This is a genomic window from Pseudomonas sp. GW823-FHT06E10 (assembly GCF_058794995.1).
Window position 1 is genome coordinate 165,968 of the sequence record NZ_JBXAHJ010000010.1, and the last position, 21,487, is coordinate 187,454.

The 21,487-nt window shown below is 58.7% G+C and carries 23 protein-coding genes and 1 tRNA gene; 19 read left to right on the forward strand and 5 right to left on the reverse strand.

What is annotated here, in order from left to right; translation table 11 throughout:
* Positions 1-49: 49 nt before the first annotated feature.
* The 3 genes from rbsK (at position 50) to AC1Q6Y_RS17905 (ending at position 2,440) form a co-directional block, all read left to right on the forward strand.
* Positions 50-967, forward strand: a complete 918-nt coding sequence (rbsK, locus tag AC1Q6Y_RS17895) for a ribokinase (RefSeq protein ID WP_057715543.1) — start codon at positions 50-52, stop codon at positions 965-967.
* On the forward strand, positions 964-1,368 hold the full coding sequence (gene rbsD, locus AC1Q6Y_RS17900; RefSeq protein ID WP_057715542.1) for a D-ribose pyranase: 405 nt from the start codon (positions 964-966) through the stop codon (positions 1,366-1,368). The genes rbsK and rbsD overlap by 4 nt, the downstream gene beginning before the upstream one ends.
* 64 nt (positions 1,369-1,432) lie before the next feature.
* A complete protein-coding gene (locus AC1Q6Y_RS17905; RefSeq protein WP_492624936.1) occupies positions 1,433-2,440 on the forward strand; it encodes a nucleoside hydrolase in 1,008 nt (335 codons plus the stop codon).
* Positions 2,441-2,473: 33 nt separating this feature from the next.
* Here the strand turns inward: AC1Q6Y_RS17905 and AC1Q6Y_RS17910 are convergent, their stop codons facing one another.
* Complete coding sequence (locus AC1Q6Y_RS17910) at positions 2,474-2,686, reverse strand: hypothetical protein (protein ID WP_057715541.1); 213 nt, start codon at positions 2,684-2,686, stop codon at positions 2,474-2,476.
* 132 nt (positions 2,687-2,818) lie between these two features.
* Between AC1Q6Y_RS17910 and AC1Q6Y_RS17915 the strand changes: the two genes are divergently transcribed.
* Complete coding sequence (locus AC1Q6Y_RS17915) at positions 2,819-3,124, forward strand: hypothetical protein (protein ID WP_007975706.1); 306 nt, start codon at positions 2,819-2,821, stop codon at positions 3,122-3,124.
* A 165-nt stretch (positions 3,125-3,289) separates the two neighbouring features.
* Positions 3,290-3,610 (forward strand): I78 family peptidase inhibitor, encoded by a 321-nt coding sequence (locus AC1Q6Y_RS17920; protein ID WP_008047240.1) that lies wholly within the window; start codon positions 3,290-3,292, stop codon positions 3,608-3,610.
* 70 nt (positions 3,611-3,680) lie between these two features.
* Here the strand turns inward: AC1Q6Y_RS17920 and AC1Q6Y_RS17925 are convergent, their stop codons facing one another.
* A complete protein-coding gene (locus AC1Q6Y_RS17925) occupies positions 3,681-3,893 on the reverse strand; it encodes a cold-shock protein (RefSeq protein ID WP_003179963.1) in 213 nt (70 codons plus the stop codon).
* A 292-nt stretch (positions 3,894-4,185) separates the two neighbouring features.
* Positions 4,186-4,488, reverse strand: coding sequence for a hypothetical protein (locus AC1Q6Y_RS17930; protein ID WP_492624904.1), 303 nt, complete (start codon positions 4,486-4,488; stop codon positions 4,186-4,188).
* 375 nt (positions 4,489-4,863) lie between these two features.
* Here AC1Q6Y_RS17930 and thrS point away from each other — a divergent pair, with 375 nt between their 5' ends.
* The 9 genes from thrS to AC1Q6Y_RS17975 all read left to right on the forward strand — a co-directional run bounded on the left by thrS (position 4,864) and on the right by AC1Q6Y_RS17975 (position 12,317).
* The gene (thrS, locus tag AC1Q6Y_RS17935) at positions 4,864-6,786 is read left to right on the forward strand and encodes a threonine--tRNA ligase (RefSeq protein WP_090454263.1); all 1,923 of its coding nucleotides are present in this window, start codon (positions 4,864-4,866) and stop codon (positions 6,784-6,786) included.
* Positions 6,786-7,337 (forward strand): translation initiation factor IF-3, encoded by a 552-nt coding sequence (infC, locus tag AC1Q6Y_RS17940; RefSeq protein ID WP_172435703.1) that lies wholly within the window; start codon positions 6,786-6,788, stop codon positions 7,335-7,337. Before thrS ends, infC begins: the two co-directional genes overlap by 1 nt.
* Positions 7,338-7,397: 60 nt before the next feature.
* The gene (gene rpmI, locus AC1Q6Y_RS17945; protein WP_002553160.1) at positions 7,398-7,592 is read left to right on the forward strand and encodes a 50S ribosomal protein L35; all 195 of its coding nucleotides are present in this window, start codon (positions 7,398-7,400) and stop codon (positions 7,590-7,592) included.
* A gap of 28 nt (positions 7,593-7,620) precedes the next feature.
* Positions 7,621-7,977 (forward strand): 50S ribosomal protein L20, encoded by a 357-nt coding sequence (rplT, locus tag AC1Q6Y_RS17950; RefSeq protein WP_007905879.1) that lies wholly within the window; start codon positions 7,621-7,623, stop codon positions 7,975-7,977.
* 109 nt (positions 7,978-8,086) lie between these two features.
* Positions 8,087-9,103 (forward strand): phenylalanine--tRNA ligase subunit alpha, encoded by a 1,017-nt coding sequence (pheS, locus tag AC1Q6Y_RS17955; RefSeq protein WP_007975711.1) that lies wholly within the window; start codon positions 8,087-8,089, stop codon positions 9,101-9,103.
* A 26-nt stretch (positions 9,104-9,129) separates the two neighbouring features.
* Positions 9,130-11,508: a phenylalanine--tRNA ligase subunit beta gene (gene pheT / locus AC1Q6Y_RS17960; protein WP_057715538.1), complete on the forward strand. Its 2,379-nt coding sequence runs from the start codon at positions 9,130-9,132 to the stop codon at positions 11,506-11,508.
* A gap of 3 nt (positions 11,509-11,511) precedes the next feature.
* Positions 11,512-11,814, forward strand: a complete 303-nt coding sequence (gene ihfA / locus AC1Q6Y_RS17965; protein ID WP_002553164.1) for an integration host factor subunit alpha — start codon at positions 11,512-11,514, stop codon at positions 11,812-11,814.
* Entirely contained in the window at positions 11,795-12,151 is a 357-nt protein-coding gene (locus AC1Q6Y_RS17970; RefSeq protein ID WP_003179985.1) for a MerR family transcriptional regulator, read from the forward strand. Before ihfA ends, AC1Q6Y_RS17970 begins: the two co-directional genes overlap by 20 nt.
* An 89-nt stretch (positions 12,152-12,240) precedes the next feature.
* A tRNA-Pro gene (locus AC1Q6Y_RS17975) sits at positions 12,241-12,317 on the forward strand.
* A 420-nt stretch (positions 12,318-12,737) separates the two neighbouring features.
* Here the strand turns inward: AC1Q6Y_RS17975 and AC1Q6Y_RS17980 are convergent.
* Both AC1Q6Y_RS17980 and AC1Q6Y_RS17985 read right to left on the reverse strand, forming a co-directional pair.
* Positions 12,738-13,853, reverse strand: a complete 1,116-nt coding sequence (locus tag AC1Q6Y_RS17980; protein ID WP_492624905.1) for a Gfo/Idh/MocA family protein — start codon at positions 13,851-13,853, stop codon at positions 12,738-12,740.
* 159 nt (positions 13,854-14,012) lie between these two features.
* Positions 14,013-14,933: a MurR/RpiR family transcriptional regulator gene (locus AC1Q6Y_RS17985; protein WP_223448551.1), complete on the reverse strand. Its 921-nt coding sequence runs from the start codon at positions 14,931-14,933 to the stop codon at positions 14,013-14,015.
* A gap of 311 nt (positions 14,934-15,244) precedes the next feature.
* On the opposite strand from AC1Q6Y_RS17985, the gene AC1Q6Y_RS17990 reads away from it, so the two are divergent.
* The 5 genes from AC1Q6Y_RS17990 (at position 15,245) to AC1Q6Y_RS18010 (ending at position 21,434) form a co-directional block, all read left to right on the forward strand.
* Positions 15,245-17,182 (forward strand): bifunctional 5-dehydro-2-deoxygluconokinase/5-dehydro-2-deoxyphosphogluconate aldolase, encoded by a 1,938-nt coding sequence (locus tag AC1Q6Y_RS17990; protein ID WP_492624906.1) that lies wholly within the window; start codon positions 15,245-15,247, stop codon positions 17,180-17,182.
* A 158-nt stretch (positions 17,183-17,340) separates the two neighbouring features.
* Positions 17,341-18,234 carry a myo-inosose-2 dehydratase gene (gene iolE / locus AC1Q6Y_RS17995; RefSeq protein ID WP_492624907.1) on the forward strand — a complete coding sequence of 298 codons (894 nt, stop codon included), beginning with the start codon at positions 17,341-17,343 and terminating at the stop codon, positions 18,232-18,234.
* Positions 18,231-19,040 (forward strand): 5-deoxy-glucuronate isomerase, encoded by an 810-nt coding sequence (gene iolB / locus AC1Q6Y_RS18000; protein ID WP_492624908.1) that lies wholly within the window; start codon positions 18,231-18,233, stop codon positions 19,038-19,040. Before iolE ends, iolB begins: the two co-directional genes overlap by 4 nt.
* A 44-nt stretch (positions 19,041-19,084) precedes the next feature.
* On the forward strand, positions 19,085-20,587 hold the full coding sequence (locus tag AC1Q6Y_RS18005) for a CoA-acylating methylmalonate-semialdehyde dehydrogenase (RefSeq protein WP_492624909.1): 1,503 nt from the start codon (positions 19,085-19,087) through the stop codon (positions 20,585-20,587).
* A gap of 25 nt (positions 20,588-20,612) precedes the next feature.
* Complete coding sequence (locus tag AC1Q6Y_RS18010) at positions 20,613-21,434, forward strand: TIM barrel protein (protein WP_492624910.1); 822 nt, start codon at positions 20,613-20,615, stop codon at positions 21,432-21,434.
* Positions 21,435-21,487: the final 53 nt, after the last annotated feature.

Consider the following 21,487-nt stretch of genomic DNA (forward strand, 5'->3'; position numbering starts at 1 on the left):
GCCGCTGAATCAAAAGCGCCGCCGAAACAGAATCGATGAGTAGCAATGTATGTCAGCAAAAGTAGTGGTAATTGGCAGTTTGAACATGGACCTGGTGACCCGGGCCCCGCGCTTGCCCAAGGGCGGTGAAACGCTGATTGGTCAATCGTTTACCACCGTCTCCGGTGGCAAGGGTGCCAATCAGGCCGTGGCTGCGGCGCGGCTGGGAGCCCAGGTGTCGATGATCGGCTGCGTGGGCAATGACGCTTATGGTGAGGCACTGCGCGGGGCGCTGTTGGCCGAGCAGATCGATTGCCGGGCGGTGAGCACCGTTGACGGTTCCAGCGGCGTGGCGTTGATTGTGGTCGACGACAGCAGTCAGAACTCCATCGTGATCGTCCCCGGTGCCAACGGTGCATTGACCGCAGAAACCATTGACCGTTTTGATTCGGTGATACGTGCGGCGGACGTTCTCATCTGTCAGCTGGAAGTGCCTGATGCGTCTGTTGGCCATGCGCTCAAGCGCGGCCGCGAGCTGGGCAAGACAGTCATCCTCAACCCGGCTCCGGCCAGCCGTCCGCTGCCATCGGACTGGTACGCGTCCATCGATTACCTGATTCCCAACGAAAGCGAAGCGTCGGCCCTGAGCGGACTGTCAGTGGATTCCCTGGACACCGCACAAGCCGCGGCAACCCGCCTGATTGCCCTGGGCGCCGGCAAGGTGATCATCACTCTCGGTGCGCAAGGTTCGCTGTTTGCCGATGGCCAACGCTTCGAACATTTCCCCGCGCCCGTGGTAAAGGCTGTGGATACCACGGCGGCCGGCGATACGTTCGTCGGCGGTTTCGCTGCGGCACTGGCGGCGGGTAACGATGAGGCGCAGGCGATCCGCTTCGGGCAGGTGGCCGCGGCGCTGTCGGTCACCCGTGCCGGCGCGCAGCCTTCAATTCCCGCCTTGAGCGATGTACAGGCGTTTAAAACCCCATGAAAAAGACACCTCTGCTCAACATTGCGCTGTCGCGACTGATCGCTTCATTGGGACATGGCGACAGGGTCGTCATCGGGGATGCGGGGCTGCCGGTTCCTCCGGGCGTTGAATTGATCGACCTGGCCCTGACCCATGGCATTCCGGACTTTGTCAGCACCTTGAAGGTCGTGCTCAGTGAAATGCAGGTCGAAAGCCATGTGCTGGCTCAGGAAATCTTCGATAAAAAGCCGTCGGCCCTGGTCACGCTGGAAGCGCTGGATGGCGAAGGCGCGTTGGGTCGGCGTGAGTTGCTCACCCATGAACAATTCAAGGTCCTGAGCCGACAAGCCAGGGCGATTGTTCGTACAGGCGAATGCCAGCCGTACTGCAACATTGTGCTGGTCGCCGGCGTTACGTTTTGACTGGCTGTCCGCGTTTTGATGTCCCTGGCACAAGGCGTGCGCCCCGCATCGCTATGCTCAGTAACTGCACCCACTGCTCCGGAGCCTGCTGCTTTTGACCCTGACGACCGCAACCAACGCCCAGGCGGCACCAAAGATCGACCTGATCATCGACACCGATCCGGGGGCTGACGACGTCGTTGCCCTGTTGTTCGCCCTGGCGTCGCCGGACGTACTGAATGTCCGGGCATTGACCACCGTTGCCGGCAACGTTCGCCTGGACAAGACCTCACGCAATGCGCGGCTGGCCCGGGAGTGGGCGGGGCGCGAAGAGGTGCCGGTCTATGCGGGGGCGCCCAGGCCCCTGATGCGCACACCCATCTACGCCGAGGACATTCATGGCAAGGAAGGGTTGTCGGGTATTGCCGTGCATGAGCCCAGGAAGGGGCTGGCCAAGGGCAGCGCCATCACTTATCTGATCGACACCCTGAAATCTGCCGAGCCCCACAGCATTACCATCGCCATGCTTGGCCCGCAGACCAACCTGGCCCTGGCACTGATCCAGGAGCCGGGTATCGTTCAGGGCATCAAGGAAGTGGTGGTCATGGGCGGTGCGCACTTCAACGGCGGCAATATCACGCCGGTGGCCGAGTTCAACCTGTTCGCCGATCCGCAAGCGGCCGAAGTGGTGCTCAACAGTGGCGTGAAGCTGACCTACCTGCCGCTGGATGTGACCCACAAGATCCTTACCAGCGAAGCGCGCCTGAACCAGATTGCCGCGCTGAACAACAACGCCAGTCGTCTGGTGGGCAGTATTCTCAATGAGTACATCAAGGGCGACATGGAACACTACGGCCTTCCGGGCGGCCCGGTGCATGACGCCACGGTTGTCGCTTATCTGCTCAAGCCGCAGTTGTTCAGCGGTCGTTCGGTCAACGTGGTGGTCGACAGCCGCGAAGGGCCGACCTTTGGACAAACCGTCGTCGACTGGTATGACGGCTTGAAAGCGCCAAAGAACGCCTTCTGGGTAGAAAGCGGCGACGCCCAGGGCTTCTTCGATCTGCTGACCGAGCGCCTGGCCCGCCTGAAGTAAGCATCGTCTCCCGCAGGTGCTTGCCTGCGGGTTTTACTCCCTCGTACTAACCGCTTCGGTCTTTTGGTCCGATAGATGTTTCTCGAAAATTTGCTCGATGAACGATTGGGCGGCTTCGGTTCCAAGGTCCCTGACCAGAAGGTCGATACCGATAATGGCGAGCTCTTCCGTGCTGCTTGGGCTGTAGGAGCTGTGGCCGTCTTGCCACTTGGCCTTGATGGCAGCGTCGATGCTTACGGTGGTCATGATGGCACTCGGGAGGTCGGGGAAGTCTGAGTACCGAGTTAACCATTTTGCGGGGCTTTTGACACGTCGACTTAGGCATGAAAGGAGGGCTGTGCGACACTTGGTCTCTGACGAATATTCAAGGAACGCGCTGTGCAGATCGATTTGAACTCCCCGGATGGCCTGACCCTCGAGGCGGTGCGTCAGTTGCTGGCCGGCGCCAGTGACGATGAGCACACCCAGTTGCGGGTCACCAAGGGGGGCATTGCCTACATCTCCTCGGGTGTCGTGGGCGGTACCGATATCGACGGGTTGTTGTTCCGGCTCGAAACCTGGGCCAAGGGCTCCGGTTATGTCGGGCGGGTCGCGGCCAGCGATGAAGTCTGGGTCATGCAAATCTTCAATGCCTTGAAAGAGAACTGGCCCAATCCTCCTTACGACTACATCGACGTCTATTGAGCGTCGTTCATATTCAGTCACGATTCAGTGATTAAGGGCAGGGCGACGCTCAGGCAGAATCGCGGCTCGTCCGGATCATGGGCAGGGTGCCAGTGCTCCCTGTGAAACCAAACGCCAGTCTGGTTGTCGCACGATCTCAGCTTAATCATTGAATAAGGAGGCTTCATGCCTTGGAAGCTCGCGTCATTGGGTACTTTGTTGGCCGTTGCCACGCTGGCCGGTTGCAGCACTCCCTCTACGGAGTCGGCAACAACGGATGTTGCGACGACTGACACGGGTCACAGTCGCTGTGAGGCAAAGGCTGCCGAGTTCACCATCGGCAAACAGGCATCGCCGCAGCTGCTCGAGCAGGCGCGTACCCGTGCCGGGGCGCAAAGTGCACGGTTCCTGCTGCCAACCGATATGGTGACGCTGGAGTACCGTTCCGATCGCCTGAACCTGAACACCGATGCCAGCCGGGTAGTGACCCGCGTCAACTGCGGCTGATCGTTCGACTTTTGTTTCACCCATAAAAAACCCCGTCACATGGACGGGGTTTTTTTAGTGCGCCTGGAAATTACTCTGGGCGAACTTGAGCAGCTTGCATACCCTTTTGGCCTTTCTCAGCCACGAAGGAAACAGTCTGGCCTTCTTTCAGGCTTTTGAAACCGTCGCTTTCGATAGCTTTGAAGTGTACGAACAGGTCGTCACCGCCACCTTGAGGAGTGATGAAGCCGAAGCCTTTTTCATCGTTGAACCATTTAACGGTGCCGGTTTGGCGATTAGACATGGTGTATCTCCAAGAAACATATATTTTCAGTAGTACTGTGCTGCTCAGGCCAACTGGGCACACCCGAGTATCATAGTCGAAATGTTCGGTTTGGGAGCCCCCCGGACGCACTGTTTGCCAATCAGACGTTTTTTCTTTGTATCCTTTAGCGGCTGAAAGCCCCGTTCTATAAGGCTTTCGGCCGAAAGTTAAGGCGATAAAAAAAGCTGAAAAACCTGAATAAATTGTACGAAAGGTCCTGTTTCAGCGGCTTTTTAACAGTGTTTCAGGGGCTGAAAGCGTGGGGGCGGGCTTATTTTTGCTCTGTTTTGGTGGCCTTGCAGGCTGCAATTTTGCTCAGTGCCTGCTGCTTCAATGTGTCGCTGGCCGTGTCGTTCATCAGGGCCTGAATGTCGGCGGCAGGGTACGATTTGATGGCATCGGCACCGCAGGCGCAGTGGGATTTTGCTGCCGGCGTACCAATCTTCTTGGCAGCGGCAGGAACGCACTGAGCCATGTATTTCTCTCGTTCGCCTTTTGGCCATTCTGCATGGGCGGCCAGTGGCAGCAGGAGAATGACGGGGGCGACTACGGCGAATAAACGATTCAGACGCATGCTGAGATACTCCTTGTGGGTCAGATATCTTGTTATCTGAGGGCGATAGTGCGCTTCAAGTTCAGCACTCTGGCATAAAAACAGCCAATTTACCCTGCTGCAAAACCTGCGCACCGTGGCAACCGTTCATCTGTGCTAGCATGCGTGGCTCGGGCGTTTGCAAGCTCCGATGGACCTTCAGTCCCGATGGCGGCAGATGCACGATTAACCCTGATTTGAATCCCAGTCACTCTGGTTCGGTTTCCCGGTTGGCCGCAAGGCTCCTGCCGCTGTAAGGCAGGCGTTCGTCATTGAATGGCCTGGACCGGATCTTGTACTGGCTCATCCCAACCCACGTGACCTTTGGTAGGGGTCACCACTAGGAGAGGAGGCGCCATGCCAACTATTACTCTTCCCGACGGCAGTCAACGTTCATTCGATCATCCGGTTTCCGTAGCCGAGGTCGCCGCATCCATCGGTGCAGGCCTGGCCAAGGCCACCGTTGCCGGCAAGGTCGATGGCAAGCTGGTCGACGCCAGCGACATCATCGACAGCGACGCGTCGCTGCAAATCATCACGCCAAAGGATGAAGAGGGGCTGGAGATCATTCGCCACTCTTGCGCCCACCTGGTTGGCCACGCGGTCAAGCAGCTGTACCCGACCGCCAAAATGGTCATCGGTCCGGTCATCGACGAAGGTTTCTATTACGACATCGCCTTCGAACGTCCTTTCACCCCGGACGACCTGGCGGCCATCGAACAGCGCATGCAGCAGCTGATCGAGAAAGATTACGACGTGATCAAGAAAGTCACTCCGCGCGCCGAAGTGATCGAAGTGTTCAAGGCCCGTGGCGAAGACTACAAGTTGCGCCTGGTCGAAGACATGCCGAACGAGCAGGCCATGGGCCTGTACTATCACGAAGAATACGTCGACATGTGCCGCGGTCCGCACGTGCCGAACACCCGCTTCCTGAAATCCTTCAAGCTGACCAAGCTGTCCGGTGCCTACTGGCGCGGCGATGCCAAGAACGAGCAATTGCAGCGCGTCTACGGCACCGCATGGGCGGACAAGAAGCAACTGGCGGCTTACATCCAGCGCATTGAAGAAGCCGAAAAGCGCGACCACCGCAAGATCGGCAAGCGCCTGGGCCTGTTCCACACCCAGGAAGAGTCGCCGGGCATGGTGTTCTGGCATCCGAACGGCTGGACTTTGTACCAGGTGCTCGAGCAGTACATGCGCAAGGTTCAGCGTGACAATGGCTACCTGGAAATCAAGACGCCGCAAGTCGTTGACCGCAGCCTGTGGGAGAAATCCGGGCACTGGGCCAACTACGCCGACAACATGTTCACCACCCAGTCGGAAAACCGCGATTACGCGATCAAGCCAATGAACTGCCCTTGCCACGTGCAAGTGTTCAACCAGGGCCTGAAAAGCTACCGCGAACTGCCAATGCGCCTGGCAGAGTTTGGTGCGTGCCACCGTAACGAGCCATCGGGTGCCTTGCACGGCATCATGCGCGTGCGTGCGTTCACTCAGGACGACGCTCACATCTTCTGCACCGAAGAGCAGATGCAGGCCGAATCCGCTGCGTTCATCAAGCTGACCATGGACGTTTACGCCGATTTCGGCTTCAAAGACGTCGAGATGAAGCTGTCCACTCGTCCGGAAAAACGCGTCGGTTCCGACGAGCTTTGGGATCGCGCCGAAGCTGCGCTGGCCGCAGCCCTTGATAGCGCGGGCCTGCCGTACGATCTGCAGCCGGGCGAGGGTGCGTTCTACGGTCCGAAGATCGAATTCTCGTTGAAAGATTGTCTCGGTCGCGTCTGGCAGTGTGGTACCCTGCAGCTCGATTTTAACCTGCCGGTCCGTCTGGGAGCCGAATTCGTCTCCGAAGACAACAGTCGCAAGCACCCGGTGATGTTGCACCGGGCGATCCTGGGGTCCTTCGAGCGTTTCGTCGGAATCCTGATCGAGCACTACGAGGGTGCATTCCCGGCGTGGCTTGCTCCGACCCAGGCAGTGGTGATGAATATCACTGACAAACAGGCTGATTTCGCCGCCGAGGTTGAAAAAACCCTCAACGAAAGCGGATTTCGTGCCAAGTCTGACTTGAGAAATGAAAAAATCGGCTTTAAAATCCGCGAGCATACTTTGCTCAAGGTTCCTTATCTCTTGGTTATCGGAGATCGGGAAGTCGAGATGCAGACTGTCGCTGTGCGTACTCGTGAAGGTGCTGACCTGGGCTCGATGCCCGTCGCCCAGTTCGCTGAGTTCCTCGCGCAAGCGGTTTCCCGGCGTGGTCGCCAAGATTCGGAGTAATTATTATTAAGCGTGAAATGAGACAAGATAAACGAACTGCACCGAAAGCCCCGATCAACGAGAATATCTCGGCACGCGAGGTTCGGTTAATTGGGGCTGAAGGTGAACAGCTCGGGATTGTGTCAATTGAAGACGCGCTTCTTAAGGCTGAAGAGGCCAAGCTGGATCTGGTGGAGATTTCCGCCGATGCAGTACCACCTGTTTGCAAACTGATGGACTACGGCAAATCGATCTTCGAAAAGAAGAAGCAGATTGCTGCGGCCAAGAAAAACCAGAAGCAGATTCAGGTTAAAGAAATCAAGTTTCGTCCAGGGACGGAGGAAGGGGATTACCAGGTAAAACTGCGCAACCTGGTACGTTTCCTGAGTGACGGGGACAGGGCCAAGGTATCCTTGCGATTCCGCGGCCGTGAGATGGCCCACCAGGAGCTGGGGATGGAACTCCTCAAGCGAGTTGAAGGTGACTTGCTCGAGTACGGTTCGGTCGAACAGCATCCTAAGATGGAAGGACGCCAGCTGATCATGGTCATCGCCCCGAAAAAGAAGAAGTAATCAACAGGGCACGGCAGGCCTTCTGATTATGTTTATCAACTGAATGCGGAGTATCCGAACATGCCAAAAATGAAGACCAAAAGTGGTGCTGCTAAGCGGTTTCTGAAAACTGCTAACGGTATCAAGCACAAGCACGCTTTCAAGAGCCACATCCTGACCAAAATGTCGACCAAGCGTAAGCGTCAACTGCGCGGTAGCAGCTTGCTGCATCCGTCTGACGTGGCAAAAGTCGAGCGCATGCTGCGCCTTCGTTAATTTTAGTCAAGAATAGAGGAAGTAACTCATGGCTCGTGTAAAGCGTGGCGTCATTGCCCGTAAGCGTCACAAAAAAATTCTGAAACTTGCTAAAGGCTACTACGGCGCACGCTCCCGCGTATTCCGTGTTGCCAAGCAAGCGGTAATCAAGGCAGGCCAATACGCCTACCGTGACCGTCGTCAGAAAAAACGTCAGTTCCGCGCTCTGTGGATCGCTCGTATCAACGCTGGTGCTCGTATCAACGGTCTGTCCTACAGCCGTTTCATCGCCGGCCTGAAAAAAGCGTCCATCGAGATCGACCGTAAGGTTCTGGCTGATCTGGCAGTGAACGAAAAAGCGGCGTTTGCTGCGATTGTCGAGAAAGCTAAAGCCACCTTGGCTTAAGTACCCCCGACAGTCACCCGGCCTCGCATCTGTGGGGTCAGGTGTTAAACGTCATAAATAGGGGAAGAGCCTTCAAGCTCTTCCCCTATTTTGTATCTGGAGTCTGTACATGGAAAACCTGGATGCGCTCGTCTCTCAAGCTCTAGAGGCTGTGCAAAGCGCTGAAGATATCAATGCCCTGGAGCAAATCCGGGTTCACTACCTTGGCAAGAAGGGTGAATTGACTCAGGTGATGAAGACCCTGGGGAATTTGCCGGCAGAAGAGCGTCCGCAGGTCGGTGCGCTGATCAACGTTGCCAAGGAGCGTGTCACAGAGGTCCTTAATGCGCGCAAGGCATTGTTTGAAGAAGCCGATCTGGCTGCCAAACTCTCCGCCGAGTCCATTGACGTGACCCTGCCTGGCCGTGGTCAGACCTCCGGTGGTCTGCATCCGGTTACCCGTACTCTGGAACGCGTCGAACAGTTCTTCACCCGTATTGGCTACGGCATCGCCGAAGGCCCTGAGGTCGAAGACGACTATCACAACTTCGAAGCGCTCAACATCCCCGGCCACCACCCGGCCCGGTCGATGCATGACACCTTCTATTTCAATGCGAACATGTTGTTGCGCACCCATACCTCGCCGGTACAGGTCCGCACCATGGAGTCGAAACAGCCGCCGATCCGCATCGTCTGCCCAGGCCGTGTATACCGCAGCGACTCCGATATCACCCACTCGCCGATGTTCCACCAGGTCGAAGGCCTGCTGATCGATCGCGACATCAATTTCGCCGACCTCAAAGGCACCATCGAAGAGTTCCTGCGGGTGTTCTTCGAAAAGGAACTGGCGGTGCGTTTCCGTCCTTCGTACTTCCCGTTCACCGAGCCGTCCGCTGAAGTCGACATGGAATGCGTGATGTGCAGCGGTAAAGGCTGCCGCGTCTGCAAGCAGACCGGCTGGCTGGAAGTGATGGGTTGCGGCATGGTTCACCCGAACGTGCTGCGCATGTCCGGGATCGACCCGGAAGAGTTCTCGGGCTTTGCCTTCGGCATGGGCGTAGAGCGTCTGGCCATGCTGCGTTACGGCGTGAACGACTTGCGTCTGTTCTTCGACAACGACTTGCGGTTCCTCGCGCAATTTCGCTAGTCGTAACGAATTCTTAGGAGAGCAGGATGAAATTCAGTGAACAATGGCTGCGTGGCTGGGTTAGCCCGCAGGTAAGTCGCGACGAGCTGGTTGCTCGTCTGTCGATGGCCGGTCTTGAGGTCGATAGCGTTACGCCGGCCGCCGGTGTTTTCAGTGGCGTGGTCGTTGGCGAGGTGCTGAGCACCGAGCAGCACCCGGACGCCGACAAACTGCGCGTGTGCCAGGTCAGCAACGGTTCGGAAACCTTCCAGGTTGTTTGCGGTGCGCCAAATGTGCGCCCGGGCCTGAAGATTCCTTTCGCCATGATCGGCGCCGAGCTGCCAGGCGACTTCAAGATCAAGAAAGCCAAGCTGCGTGGCGTCGAGTCCAACGGCATGCTGTGCTCGCAAACCGAGCTGCAGGTCGGTGAAGGTAATGACGGTCTGATGGAGCTGCCGGCCGATGCGCCGGTGGGCGAGGATTTCCGCGTTTACCTGGACCTGGAAGACGCCAGTATCGAGGTCGATCTGACCCCGAACCGTGGTGACTGCCTGTCCCTGGCCGGTCTGGCCCGTGAAGTGGGTGCCCTGTACGCCGCTGCGGTGGTCCGTCCGGTGGTGGCTTCGGTTCCTGCCGCCCACGACGAAGTGCGCTCGGTAGAAGTGCTGGCGCCCGCCGCGTGCCCACGTTACCTGGGGCGTGTGATCCGTAACGTCGACCTGTCCAAAGCAACGCCGCTGTGGATGGTCGAGCGTCTGCGTCGTGCCGACGTGCGCAGCATCGACGCTGCCGTCGACATCACCAACTATGTGATGCTGGAACTGGGTCAGCCGCTGCACGCCTTCGATCTCGCTGAAATCAACGGTGGCATCCGTGTGCGCATGGCTGAAGAGGGCGAGAAGCTGGTGCTGCTCGACGGCCAGGAAGTCAGCCTGCGTAGCGATACGCTGGTGATTGCCGACCACTCCCGCGCACTGGCAATTGCCGGCGTCATGGGTGGCGAGCACAGCGGTGTTTCCGCGACCACACGTGATGTGTTCCTGGAAAGCGCCTTCTTCGACCAGATCGCCGTTGCAGGCAAGGCCCGTTCCTATGGCCTGCACACCGATGCATCCCATCGCTATGAGCGTGGCGTGGACTGGCAGCTGGCCCGCGAAGCCATGGAGCGCGCGACTGGTTTGCTGCTGGAAATCACCGGTGGTGAAGCGGGTCCGATCATCGAGACCGTCAGCGAACAGCACCTGCCGAAAATTGCTCCGATCACCCTGCGTGCCCAGCGTATTACCCAGATGCTGGGTATGGAAATGGATTCGGCCGAGGTGGAGCGTCTGCTCAACGCCTTGGGCCTGACCATTACTGCCGATGGGGCAGGGCAGTGGCGTGTAGAAGTTCCAAGCCATCGCTTCGATATCAGCCTGGAAGTAGACCTGATCGAAGAACTGGCACGCCTGTATGGCTACAACCGTTTGCCGGTTCGTTATCCGCAAGCGCGTCTGGCGCCGCAAGCCAAGGCAGAAGCCCGTAGCGACCTGCCTGAACTGCGGCGCCTGCTGGTTGCCCGTGGATATCAGGAAGCAATTACCTATAGCTTCATCGATCCGAAACAGTTCGAACTGTTTAATCCGGGTGTGGAGCCGTTGCTGCTGGCCAATCCGATCTCCAATGACATGGCTGCCATGCGTTCGTCGCTGTGGCCGGGTCTGGTCAAGGCGCTTCAGCACAACCTGAACCGTCAGCAGGATCGCGTGCGTCTGTTCGAAAGCGGCCTGCGTTTCGTTGGCCAGCTTGAAGGTCTGAAGCAAGAGCCGATGTTGGCGGGTGTCGTTTGCGGTAGTCGCCTGCCGGAAGGCTGGGCGCAGGGTCGCGATACCGTCGACTTCTTTGACGTCAAGGCAGACGTGGAAGCGGTGCTGGGTTTTGCCGGTGCCCTGGATTCGTTCACTTTCGTGCCAGGCAAGCACCCAGCGCTGCACCCGGGTCAAACCGCGCGCATCGAACGTGACGGTCGTCTGGTCGGCTTCATTGGAGCTATCCACCCTGAATTGTCGAAAACCCTCGGTCTCGACCGTCCGGTCTTCGTCTTCGAGTTGGTTCTGGCGGAAGTGGCGTCGGGCAAAATGCCAAAATTCCACGAGTTATCGCGCTTTCCTGAAGTGCGTCGTGACCTTGCGCTGATTGCTCACAAAGACGTTGCAGCCACGGCTGTACTGGATGTAATCCGTGAAAATGCAGGCGAATGGCTGACAGACCTCAGGCTATTTGACGTGTATCAGGGTAAAGGCATTGATCCTGATAGAAAAAGCCTCGCAGTCGGCTTGACCTGGCAGCATCCATCGCGCACTCTTAATGACGATGAGGTGAATACCGCAACGCAAAACATCCTCACCTCGCTCGAACAAAGGTTGAACGCCACGTTAAGGAAGTGACGTATGGGGGCTCTGACGAAAGCTGAGATGGCGGAACGTCTGTATGAAGAGCTGGGCCTGAACAAACGGGAGGCCAAGGAATTGGTCGAACTGTTTTTTGAAGAAATCAGGCACGCTCTCGAAGACAACGAACAAGTCAAATTGTCCGGTTTCGGCAATTTCGACCTTCGGGACAAACGCCAGCGGCCTGGCCGCAATCCGAAAACGGGGGAAGAAATCCCGATCACGGCTCGCCGTGTGGTCACCTTTCGTCCAGGGCAGAAGTTGAAGGCCCGAGTTGAGGCTTATGCTGGAACCAAGTCATAACGACGAACTCCCCGTCATCCCGGGCAAACGCTACTTCACCATTGGTGAAGTCAGCGAGCTGTGTGCGGTAAAACCACACGTGCTGCGCTACTGGGAGCAGGAGTTTCCTCAACTCAACCCTGTCAAACGCCGCGGAAACCGCCGGTATTATCAGCGCCAGGACGTGCTGATGATCCGGCAGATCCGCGCGCTCCTTTACGATCAGGGGTTCACCATCGGCGGAGCGCGCCTGCGTTTGTCCGGTGATGAAGCCAAAGACGACACCACCCAATACAAGCAAATGATCCGCCAGATGATCGCCGAGCTCGAAGATGTTCTGGTGGTACTCAAGAAATAAATTCTCGCTTTTAAATACTTCCAGTTTTCAAAAGCTTGCGATATATTCTTGAGCGTTCCTCGAGATGAGGGATGGGTTTCACGCCTAGTCGGGGCGTAGCGCAGTCCGGTAGCGCACTAGCATGGGGTGCTAGGGGTCGAGTGTTCGAATCACTCCGTCCCGACCATATAATTCAAGGGGTTGCGAGATTTTTTCTCGCGACCCCTTTTTATTTTTGATCGTTTTTACCCCTACAAAACGACTGGCTCTAGGTGGATTCTTGACTGTGATGTATTAAGTCGGAATTTGTCCCACGGGCTTGGACCCTGTTTGATAACTAAGTTGACAGCCAGTGGTTGGGTTCATTCCTGGTTGTACGGCAACAGCGCTATTGCCCCATAAATCGACCGATGGCGATTCATCGATACAGAACAACTGCGGGTACGTTGTTGAGACCAAAAGGCCCATGGTGCGAGCGCACTTTTCGCGTCCTGCGACACCGCTGGGACTTCATGGGCGCGTGGCCAGCTGTGAACAGGTACAGGTTCCACTGACTTTCGCCCGGCATTCGTCCTGCTACCACCATTGGCGGCAGCCTCATCGGCGATCAGACCTCTTTGATATTGACCCAGCGCTGTTCCCGTGCCGCCAATCGAATCGCCGTCGCCAGCCGCTCCACTTCCAAGGCTTGCTCGAAATCAGTGCCGGCTTGTCCGTGGCCGGCCAAGGCCATGATCAGCTCATGCACTTCCAGCGTCTTCAACTCGTTGTAGCCCAGCTGATGCCCTGGCGCTGGACTGAACGCTGCATATCCAGGCAAGTTCGGCCCGGCCAGCAAACGCTGGAAACCGTCCTGGCCGACGCGGTGTAGGCGTAACTCATTCAAACGCTCCTGATCGAATGCCAGGGTGCCTTGGGTGCCACTGATCTCGAAACTCAGGTGATTCTTGTAGCCGTGCTTGAGCCAACTGCTGCTGAAGGTGCCACGCGCGCCGCTGGCAAAGCGCAGTAACGCATGGGCCTGATCGTCGACGGCAATTGTGCGTTGTTCCTGGCTACCGGCTGTGGCCGGACGCTGGCGGTGCACGGTCTGGGAATCGGCGCATACCGCTTCGACATTGCCGAGCAGATAGCGCGCCATACCCAGCAAGTGGCTGCCCAGGTCCGCCAGGGCGCCACCGGCATGTTCGGCCTCACAGCGCCACGACCAGGGGGACGCTGGATCGGCCATGAAGTCTTCGCTGAATTCGCCTTGAAAGCTGATGATCTCACCGAGTTTGCCGCTCTGAATCAACTCCCGCGCCAGGCCGATGATCGGGTTGTGCTGGTAGTTGTAGCCGACACGGGTGACCACGCCCGCATCCTTGGCCGCCAGGTGCATGGCATTGGCCTGTTCAAGGTTCACCGCCAGCGGTTTTTCGCAGTACACCGATTTGCCAGCGGCAAGCGCGGCCATGGCCATCGGGTAGTGCAGGTGGTTGGGGGTGGTGATGGCGATCAGGTGGACATTGGGGTCGTCGATCAATTGCTGCCAGTCGCCATAGGCCTGCTCAAAGCCCCAGGCAGTGGCGCATGCCTGGGCACGAACGGGATCGGCGTCGGCCAGGGCGGCGAGGCGAAGCGTGAAGGGCAGTTCGAATGCTGCGCTGACGTTGCGAAAGGCCAGGGCATGGGCACGCCCCATGAAACCCGTGCCGATGAGTCCGATTCCGAGTTCGCGCATGACAGGATCCTTTGGTTTTTGTTTTCAGGAAATCCGCTTATAGAATAAAAATTCCTTTTCATCAATTATGGAATAAATATTTACATGCGGCGGTTGAACGCTCGCCTGCAAACGTGGGAGTTCTTCGCTGCGCGCGGCGCCGTAACGCCAGTGTCTCGGTCAGTCTTCGAACCCGACCTGTTCGTGAATCTCATCGACTTTCAATTCCAGTCGATAAGCCACGGCGATAAACAGCGCCTGACACAGGCACAAGGTCGCACTCAACGAGCGGAAGGCAAACGAGCTGCCTTCGTTGACCAGCAGCACGGTGTTGGCGCGCTTGGCCAAAGGCGAAAGGTTACTGTCGGTGATGATCAGGGTTTTCGCCTGATGATGCTGGGCGATGCGCAGGCAGTGCTGGGTTTCCTTGCCGTACGGCGTGAAGCTGATGGCGATCACCAGGTCATTGGCGCGCACGCTGCGCATCTGCTCGCGGTAACTGCCGCCGAGCCCCGATACCAGGTGGATGCGCTTGTTGGTGTGTTGCAGGTTGTAGACCAGGTAATCAGCCACCGCGAACGAGCGGCGTACCCCGACCACGTAGATGTTGTCAGCGTTGACCACCAGATCCACGGCCTTGTCGAAGGCCTGATCATCGAGTTCCAGCCCCAGCCGTTCGATGCCCGACAGGGTGGCGTTGATGCATTCGCGCGCCAGGTCGCCGCCGCTGGCCTTCTGTGACTTGTTGGCGATCATGCTGCGAATGCGCTGCTGGTAGTTCTGCACCGGCGTGGTCTTGTGGGTATACGCCTCGCGAAACAGCGCCTGCATTTCGCTGAAGCCGCTGAAGCCGAAACGCTGGGAAAACCGCACGATGGCCGACGGGTGCACTTCGCACTCGCGAGCGATGTCGCTGATGCGGTCGACCATGATCCGGTCGCTCTGCTGGCTCATGTAGCTGGCGATGCGTTTGAGCTGGCGCGGCAGGCTTTCGTATTCATCGGTGATCAGCTGCAGCAGACGCTCGGCATTGATCGGGGGGCTGGTGAGATCGCTGTCGGGCGTGCTCTCGGTCGTAGCCGGCTGATCGGTGCGGGACATGAGGAAATCCTTCTGGCTTGTTCTTATAGGGACGATTTTTCACCTCGTCCCCTGACAATAGGTTGGCTGTGCGCAGTCTACAGGGTAGGCCCGAATAAAATCTTGAGCTTGCAGCCGTGTGAAGCTTGCTGAAACGATGCACTGCTTCTGGAACGCTTGTGCCAAAGCTTATTGGAAAAAATATTCCACGTAAAAAATATTTGGAATAATTATTGATTGTTCGGTCCCGGTCGTTTTAGTCTGCATCCACCAAGAGTGTTCGGTACGGCCATCGCCCCGAACGCAGGCTGATAAAAATAACAGGAGCCAGCATGGGCCAGACTCGTTTTGCCAGTGGGCGTCAATTGGATCTGATTTGCCTGGGGCGCCTAGGCGTCGACCTCTATGCGCAGCAAGTCGGGGCGCGTCTGGAGGATGTAAGCAGCTTTGCCAAGTACCTCGGCGGCTCGTCCGCCAACATCGCCTTCGGCACCGCGCGGTTGGGGCTCAAGTCGGCGATGCTGAGCCGGGTAGGGGACGACCATATGGGGCGCTTCCTCGTTGAGTCCCTGACCCGTGAAGGCTGCGATGTCAGTGGCATCAAGGTCGATCCGGAGCGCTTGACCGCCATGGTCCTGCTGGGTCTCAAGGACCGCGAAACCTTTCCTTTGGTCTTCTATCGCGAGAACTGCGCCGACATGGCACTGCGCGCCGAAGACATCAGCGAAGCCTTTATCGCCTCCAGCAAAGCCTTGCTGATCACCGGCACGCATTTCTCCACCGACGGTGTGTACAAGTCGAGCATCCAGGCCCTGGACTATGCACAAAAGCACAACGTCAAACGGGTGCTGGACATCGACTACCGCCCGGTGCTCTGGGGTTTGGCCGGCAAGGCGGACGGTGAGACCCGTTTCGTCGCCGACCAGAACGTCAGCCAGCATGTGCAGAAAATCCTTCCGCGTTTCGACCTGATCGTCGGCACTGAAGAAGAATTCCTGATTGCCGGCGGTGCCGAGGATTTGCTCACTGCGCTGCGCAATGTCCGGCGCCTGAGCGCGGCGACCCTGGTGGTCAAGCTCGGTCCGCAAGGCTGCACGGTGATTCATGGAGAGATCCCGACCCGTCTTGAAGACGGTGCGATTTATCCCGGCGTGCGTGTGGAAGTGCTTAACGTGCTGGGGGCCGGCGATGCCTTCATGTCGGGCTTCCTCAGTGGTTGGCTGGAGGACGCCAGCGATGAGCGCTGCTGCCAGTTGGCCAACGCCTGTGGCGGCCTGGTGGTGTCGCGCCATGCCTGCGCCCCGGCGATGCCGACCCGCGTCGAACTGGATTACCTGTTCAACAGCCCGGTGCCGATTACCCGTCCGGACCAGGACGCGGTGTTGCAGCGCCTGCATCAGGTCAGCGTGCCGCGCAAACAGTGGAAGCAACTGTTCATCTTTGCCTTCGACCATCGTTGGCAACTGGTGGAACTGGCGCAAAAGGGCGGCCGTGACCTCAATGCCATCTGCGAACTCAAGCAACTTTTTATCCAGGCCGTGGAGCGGGTCGAAGCCGATTTGCGTGAGCAAGGCATCGACGCCGATGTCGGGCTGCTGGCCGATCAACGTTTCGGCCAGGACTCACTGAACGCCGCCACCGGTCGCGGCTGGTGGGTGGCGCGGCCGGTGGAAGTCCAGGGTTCGAGGCCATTGGCCTTCGAACACGGTCGCTCCATCGGCAGCAACCTGATCGCCTGGCCGCAAGAGCAGATCATCAAGTGCCTGGTGCAATTTCATCCCGACGACGAGCCTCTGCTGCGTCTGGAACAGGAAGCGCAGATCAAGGGTTTGTATCAGGCGTCCCAGGTCAGCGGTCATGAACTGCTGCTGGAGATCATCCCGCCCAAGGATCACCCCTCGGCCCACCCGGACGTGCTGTATCGCGCCCTCAAACGCCTCTACAACCTGGGCATCTACCCGGCGTGGTGGAAGATCGAAGCGCAAAGCGCCGAAGAGTGGCAGCAACTCGACGAACTGATCCAGGAACGCGATCCGTACTGCCGAGGTGTGGTGCTGCTGGGCTTGAATGCCCCGGCATCAGCGTTGGCCGAAGGCTTTCAACAGGCCAGCCAGAGCCGGACCTGCCGCGGGTTCGCCGTGGGCCGGACGATTTTCCAGGAGCCGAGCCGTGCGTGGTTGGCCGGGGAAATCGACGATGAGGTGCTGATTCGCCAAGTGCAAGGCACCTTTGTCGAATTGATCGATGCCTGGCGTGCGTCCCGCGCCTGACGAAACACCGCAATACCTGTGGGAGCGAGCCGGCTCGCGATAGCTGACTGACAGTCAACATTAAAGGCGCCTGATACACCGCTATCGCGGGCAAGCCCGCTCCCACAGGGTTCCGTGTCGTTCTTACTGATGTGTGTAAAACAATAATAGGTGCAGCCATGCCCGCTATCCGTATTGGCATCAACCCGATCTCCTGGAGCAACGACGACCTGCCGTCCCTCGGTGGCGAGACGCCATTGAGCACCGCCCTGAGCGAAGGCAAGGAAATCGGTTACGAAGGTTTTGAACTCAACGGCAAATTCCCCAAGGACGCCAAAGGCGTCGGCGACGTGTTGCGGCCCTATGCCCTGGCGTTGGTGTCCGGCTGGTATTCCAGCCGTCTGGCACGGCGTTCCGTGGCCGAGGAAATCGACGCCATCGGCAGCCATGTCGAGCTGCTGGCGAAGAACGGCGCCAAGGTGCTGGTCTATGGCGAGGTCGCGGACTCCATCCAGGGCCGGCACATTCCTCTGGTCGAACGCCCGCGCTTCCACACCGAACAGGCCTGGCAGGAGTACGCCGACAAGCTCACCGAACTGGCGCGCTTCACCCTGTCCCAGGGCGTGCGCCTGGCCTATCACCACCACATGGGCGCTTACGTCGAATCCCCGGCGGACATCGACAAGTTGATGGCCCTGACCGGCAGCGAAGTCGGCCTGCTGTTCGATTCGGGCCATTGCTACATGGGCGGCGGCGAACCCTTGCAGGTGCTGCGCAAACACATCGAACGCATCTGCCATGTGCATTTCAAGGACGTGCGCAAACCGGTGGTGCAGCTGGCGCGCAACAACCTGTGGAGCTTCCCGGACTGCATCATCAACGGCACCTTCACCGTGCCCGGCGATGGTGATATCGACTTCGGCTCATTGCTCGATGTGCTGCTGGCCGCCGAATACCACGGCTGGCTGGTGGTCGAAGCCGAGCAAGACCCGGCGGTGGCGCCAAGTTATGTCTACGCGAAAAAAGGCTACGACACCTTGCGTGCGTTGCTCGACGAGAGGATCGCGTCATGAGCCTGCTGGTCAAAAGCAACGCCCGCGGCCGCACCATGGTCGAGTTGGGCAACGGTGAGCTGGAATACGTCGGCTTCGCTGCTTACCGCTTGAGCCTGGGCGAAACCTTGCCGGTCTCGGCGGATGATAAAGAACTGTGCCTGGTGCTGCTCAGCGGCCGGGTCAGCATCAAGGGCGAAGCGCCGGGGCAGGGCGCGTTCGACTGGGACAACATCGGCGATCGGCAGTCGGTGTTCGAAGACAAGTCTCCGTTCGCCGCGTACTTGCCACCCGGCAGTCAAGCCCAGGTGGTCGCCCTGAGTGATGTGCAAATCGCTGTGTGCGCTGCGCCTGGTTCGACCAGCGAAACCCTCGGCCCACGCCTGATCAAGCCCGACATGATGAAGCGCAGCGTGCGCGGCAAGGGCGCCAACACCCGTTACGTCTGCGACATCCTGCCGGACACCGAGCCCGCCCATTCACTGCTGGTGGTCGAAGTGCGCACGCCGTCCGGACACTCCTCGAGCTATCCACCGCACAAGCACGACACCGACGACCTGCCGCACCAGAGCTTTCTCGAAGAAACCTATTACCACCAGATCAACCCGCCCCAGGGCTTCGTGTTCCAGCGGGTGTACACCGACGATCGCAGCATCGATCAGGCCATGGCCGTGGAAAACAGCGACCTGGTGGTCGTGCCCAAGGGTTATCACCCGGTCAGTGTGCCGTACGGCTACGAGTCGTATTACCTGAACGTGATGGCCGGCCCGAAACGCGTCTGGCAGTTCCATAACGATCCGCAGCACAGCTGGCTGCTGGATCTCTGAATTCCAACGTCTGAATTCCACTATCTGCACGGAGAACAATAACGATGAGCGACGCCCAGGTAATCGGCCATTACATAGACGGTCAGGTGCAAGACACCGGCAGTGAGCGGTTCAGCAATGTCTTCAACCCGGCCACCGGCAGCGTGCAGGCACGGGTCGGGCTAGCTAGCGAGAACACCGTGGACGAGGCAGTCGCATCGGCCCTCAAGGCCTTTCCAGCCTGGTCCGAGCAATCATCCCTGCGCCGTTCGCGGGTGATGTTCAAGTTCAAGGAATTGCTCGACCGCCATCACGATGAACTGGCAGAAATCATCAGCCGCGAACACGGCAAGGTGTTTTCCGACGCCAAGGGGGAAGTCACCCGTGGCATCGAAATCGTCGAATACGCCTGCGGTGCGCCGAACCTGTTGAAAACCGAATTCAGCGACAACATCGGCGGTGGCATCGACAACTGGAACCTGCGCCAGCCACTGGGCGTCTGCGCCGGGGTCACGCCGTTCAACTTCCCGGTGATGGTGCCGCTGTGGATGATTCCGTTGGCGCTGGTTACCGGTAACTGCTTCATCCTCAAACCCTCCGAACGTGATCCGTCCGCCAGTTTGCTGATGGCCCGCCTGCTCACCGAAGCCGGCTTGCCGGACGGTGTGTTCAACGTGGTCCAGGGTGACAAGACGGCGGTCGACGCCTTGCTGCAACACCCGGACATCGAGGCGATTTCGTTTGTCGGTTCGACGCCGATTGCTGAATACATCCACCAGCAAGCCACTTCACGCGGCAAGCGGGTGCAGGCGCTGGGCGGGGCGAAGAACCACATGATCGTCATGCCCGATGCGGACCTGGATCAAGCGGCGGATGCCTTGATTGGCGCCGCTTACGGCTCGGCGGGCGAACGCTGCATGGCGATCTCGATTGCCGTCGCAGTCGGCGATGTCGGCGACCGGTTGATCGCCAAACTGCTGCCGCGTATCGATCAATTGAAAGTCGGCAATGGCCTGCAGGGTGACACCGACATGGGGCCGCTGGTCACTGCCGAACACAAGGCCAAGGTTGAAGGCTTCATCGATCAGGGCGTGGCCCAGGGTGCACAGCTGATCGTCGACGGTCGCCACTTCAAGGTGCCGGGCGCCGAGAATGGCTTCTTCGTCGGCGCGACGCTGTTCGATAACGTCACGACCGAGATGAGCATTTATCAGCAGGAAATCTTCGGCCCGGTGCTGGGCATCGTTCGCGTGCCGGACTTTGCCAGCGCCGTGGCCCTGATCAACGCCCATGAATTCGGCAACGGCGTGTCCTGCTTTACCAGCGATGGCGGCATTGCTCGCTCGTTTGCCCGCAGCATCAAGGTGGGCATGGTCGGTATCAACGTACCGATTCCGGTGCCTATGGCCTGGCACTCGTTCGGCGGCTGGAAGCGCTCGCTGTTCGGTGATCACCACGCATACGGCGAAGAAGGCATCCGCTTCTACAGCCGCTACAAAAGCGTGATGCAGCGCTGGCCCGATAGTATCGCCAAGGGCCCTGAATTCAGCATGCCAACCGCCAAATAATTCACCTGTACGGAGAACAACAATAATGAGCAAACCCCTGCGTTTCGCCTTGAACCGTATGGTCGCCCCACGTTTGTCCCTACCCGCGTTCATCGAACTGGCGGTGACCCTGAAGGCGGACGCCATCGAGATCCGCAACGACCTCAAAGGCGTCGAGATCGAGGATGGCACCGCGCCCGAGCGTGTGCGCGAGTTGTGTGCAGCCAAAGGCATCACCGTGCTGTCGATCAACGCGCTGTATCCGTTTGATGTGTGGAATGACGAGCGCCGGGAGCAGGCCCGCAAGCTTGCCGCTTATGCCCGTGATTGTGGCGCACAGGGTTTGGTCATGTGCCCGTTGAACGACCGTGCCGATCCGCGCAACGAGGCCGAGCGCGCGTCAGGCCTGCGCACGGCGTTGAGCCAGCTGGCACCGATCCTGCGCGATTATGGCATTTTCGGTTTCATCGAGCCGCTGGGTTTCGAAGAGTGCTCGCTTCGACGTAAACGCACGGCGGTGGACGCGATCAAGACCATCGGCGGGCTGGATGTGTTCCGTCTGGTGCATGACACCTTCCACCATCACCTGGCCAGTGAACATGAATTTTTCCCCGAGCTGACCGGGCTGGTACACATCTCCGGGGTCGAGGATGCCGAAGCACCACTGGCGACCATTCGCGATGGTCACCGAATGCTGGTGGGTGAAGGCGACATTCTCGGCAATGCGGCGCAGATCGACACCTTGCTCGCTACCGGCTACAGCGGCTACCTGTCGTTCGAACCGTTCGCCGACAGCGTGCATGGGCTGGCGGATATCGAGCGGGCGATCGGCGCGAGCATGGATCACCTGCAAAAAACTCTGGCCTGAGACAGTTATCGAATTGATTGGAGAACCCTTGTGGGAGCGAGCTTGCTCGCGAT

Coding starts and splice junctions, on each gene's coding strand:
- AC1Q6Y_RS17910 (WP_057715541.1), bottom strand. CDS start 2,686: ATGACCACCGTAAGCATCGACGCTGCCATCAAGGCCAAGTGGCAAGAC.
- AC1Q6Y_RS17985 (WP_223448551.1), bottom strand. CDS start 14,933: ATGTCCCGCACCGATCAGCCGGCTACGACCGAGAGCACGCCCGACAGC.
- AC1Q6Y_RS17990 (WP_492624906.1), top strand. CDS start 15,245: ATGGGCCAGACTCGTTTTGCCAGTGGGCGTCAATTGGATCTGATTTGC.
- AC1Q6Y_RS18010 (WP_492624910.1), top strand. CDS start 20,613: ATGAGCAAACCCCTGCGTTTCGCCTTGAACCGTATGGTCGCCCCACGT.
- pheS (WP_007975711.1), top strand. CDS start 8,087: ATGGAAAACCTGGATGCGCTCGTCTCTCAAGCTCTAGAGGCTGTGCAA.
- AC1Q6Y_RS18005 (WP_492624909.1), top strand. CDS start 19,085: ATGAGCGACGCCCAGGTAATCGGCCATTACATAGACGGTCAGGTGCAA.
- AC1Q6Y_RS17920 (WP_008047240.1), top strand. CDS start 3,290: ATGCCTTGGAAGCTCGCGTCATTGGGTACTTTGTTGGCCGTTGCCACG.
- AC1Q6Y_RS17980 (WP_492624905.1), bottom strand. CDS start 13,853: ATGCGCGAACTCGGAATCGGACTCATCGGCACGGGTTTCATGGGGCGT.
- rbsD (WP_057715542.1), top strand. CDS start 964: ATGAAAAAGACACCTCTGCTCAACATTGCGCTGTCGCGACTGATCGCT.
- ihfA (WP_002553164.1), top strand. CDS start 11,512: ATGGGGGCTCTGACGAAAGCTGAGATGGCGGAACGTCTGTATGAAGAG.
- rpmI (WP_002553160.1), top strand. CDS start 7,398: ATGCCAAAAATGAAGACCAAAAGTGGTGCTGCTAAGCGGTTTCTGAAA.
- pheT (WP_057715538.1), top strand. CDS start 9,130: ATGAAATTCAGTGAACAATGGCTGCGTGGCTGGGTTAGCCCGCAGGTA.
- AC1Q6Y_RS17970 (WP_003179985.1), top strand. CDS start 11,795: ATGCTGGAACCAAGTCATAACGACGAACTCCCCGTCATCCCGGGCAAA.
- rplT (WP_007905879.1), top strand. CDS start 7,621: ATGGCTCGTGTAAAGCGTGGCGTCATTGCCCGTAAGCGTCACAAAAAA.
- iolE (WP_492624907.1), top strand. CDS start 17,341: ATGCCCGCTATCCGTATTGGCATCAACCCGATCTCCTGGAGCAACGAC.
- AC1Q6Y_RS17930 (WP_492624904.1), bottom strand. CDS start 4,488: ATGCGTCTGAATCGTTTATTCGCCGTAGTCGCCCCCGTCATTCTCCTG.
- AC1Q6Y_RS17925 (WP_003179963.1), bottom strand. CDS start 3,893: ATGTCTAATCGCCAAACCGGCACCGTTAAATGGTTCAACGATGAAAAA.
- thrS (WP_090454263.1), top strand. CDS start 4,864: ATGCCAACTATTACTCTTCCCGACGGCAGTCAACGTTCATTCGATCAT.
- iolB (WP_492624908.1), top strand. CDS start 18,231: ATGAGCCTGCTGGTCAAAAGCAACGCCCGCGGCCGCACCATGGTCGAG.
- rbsK (WP_057715543.1), top strand. CDS start 50: ATGTCAGCAAAAGTAGTGGTAATTGGCAGTTTGAACATGGACCTGGTG.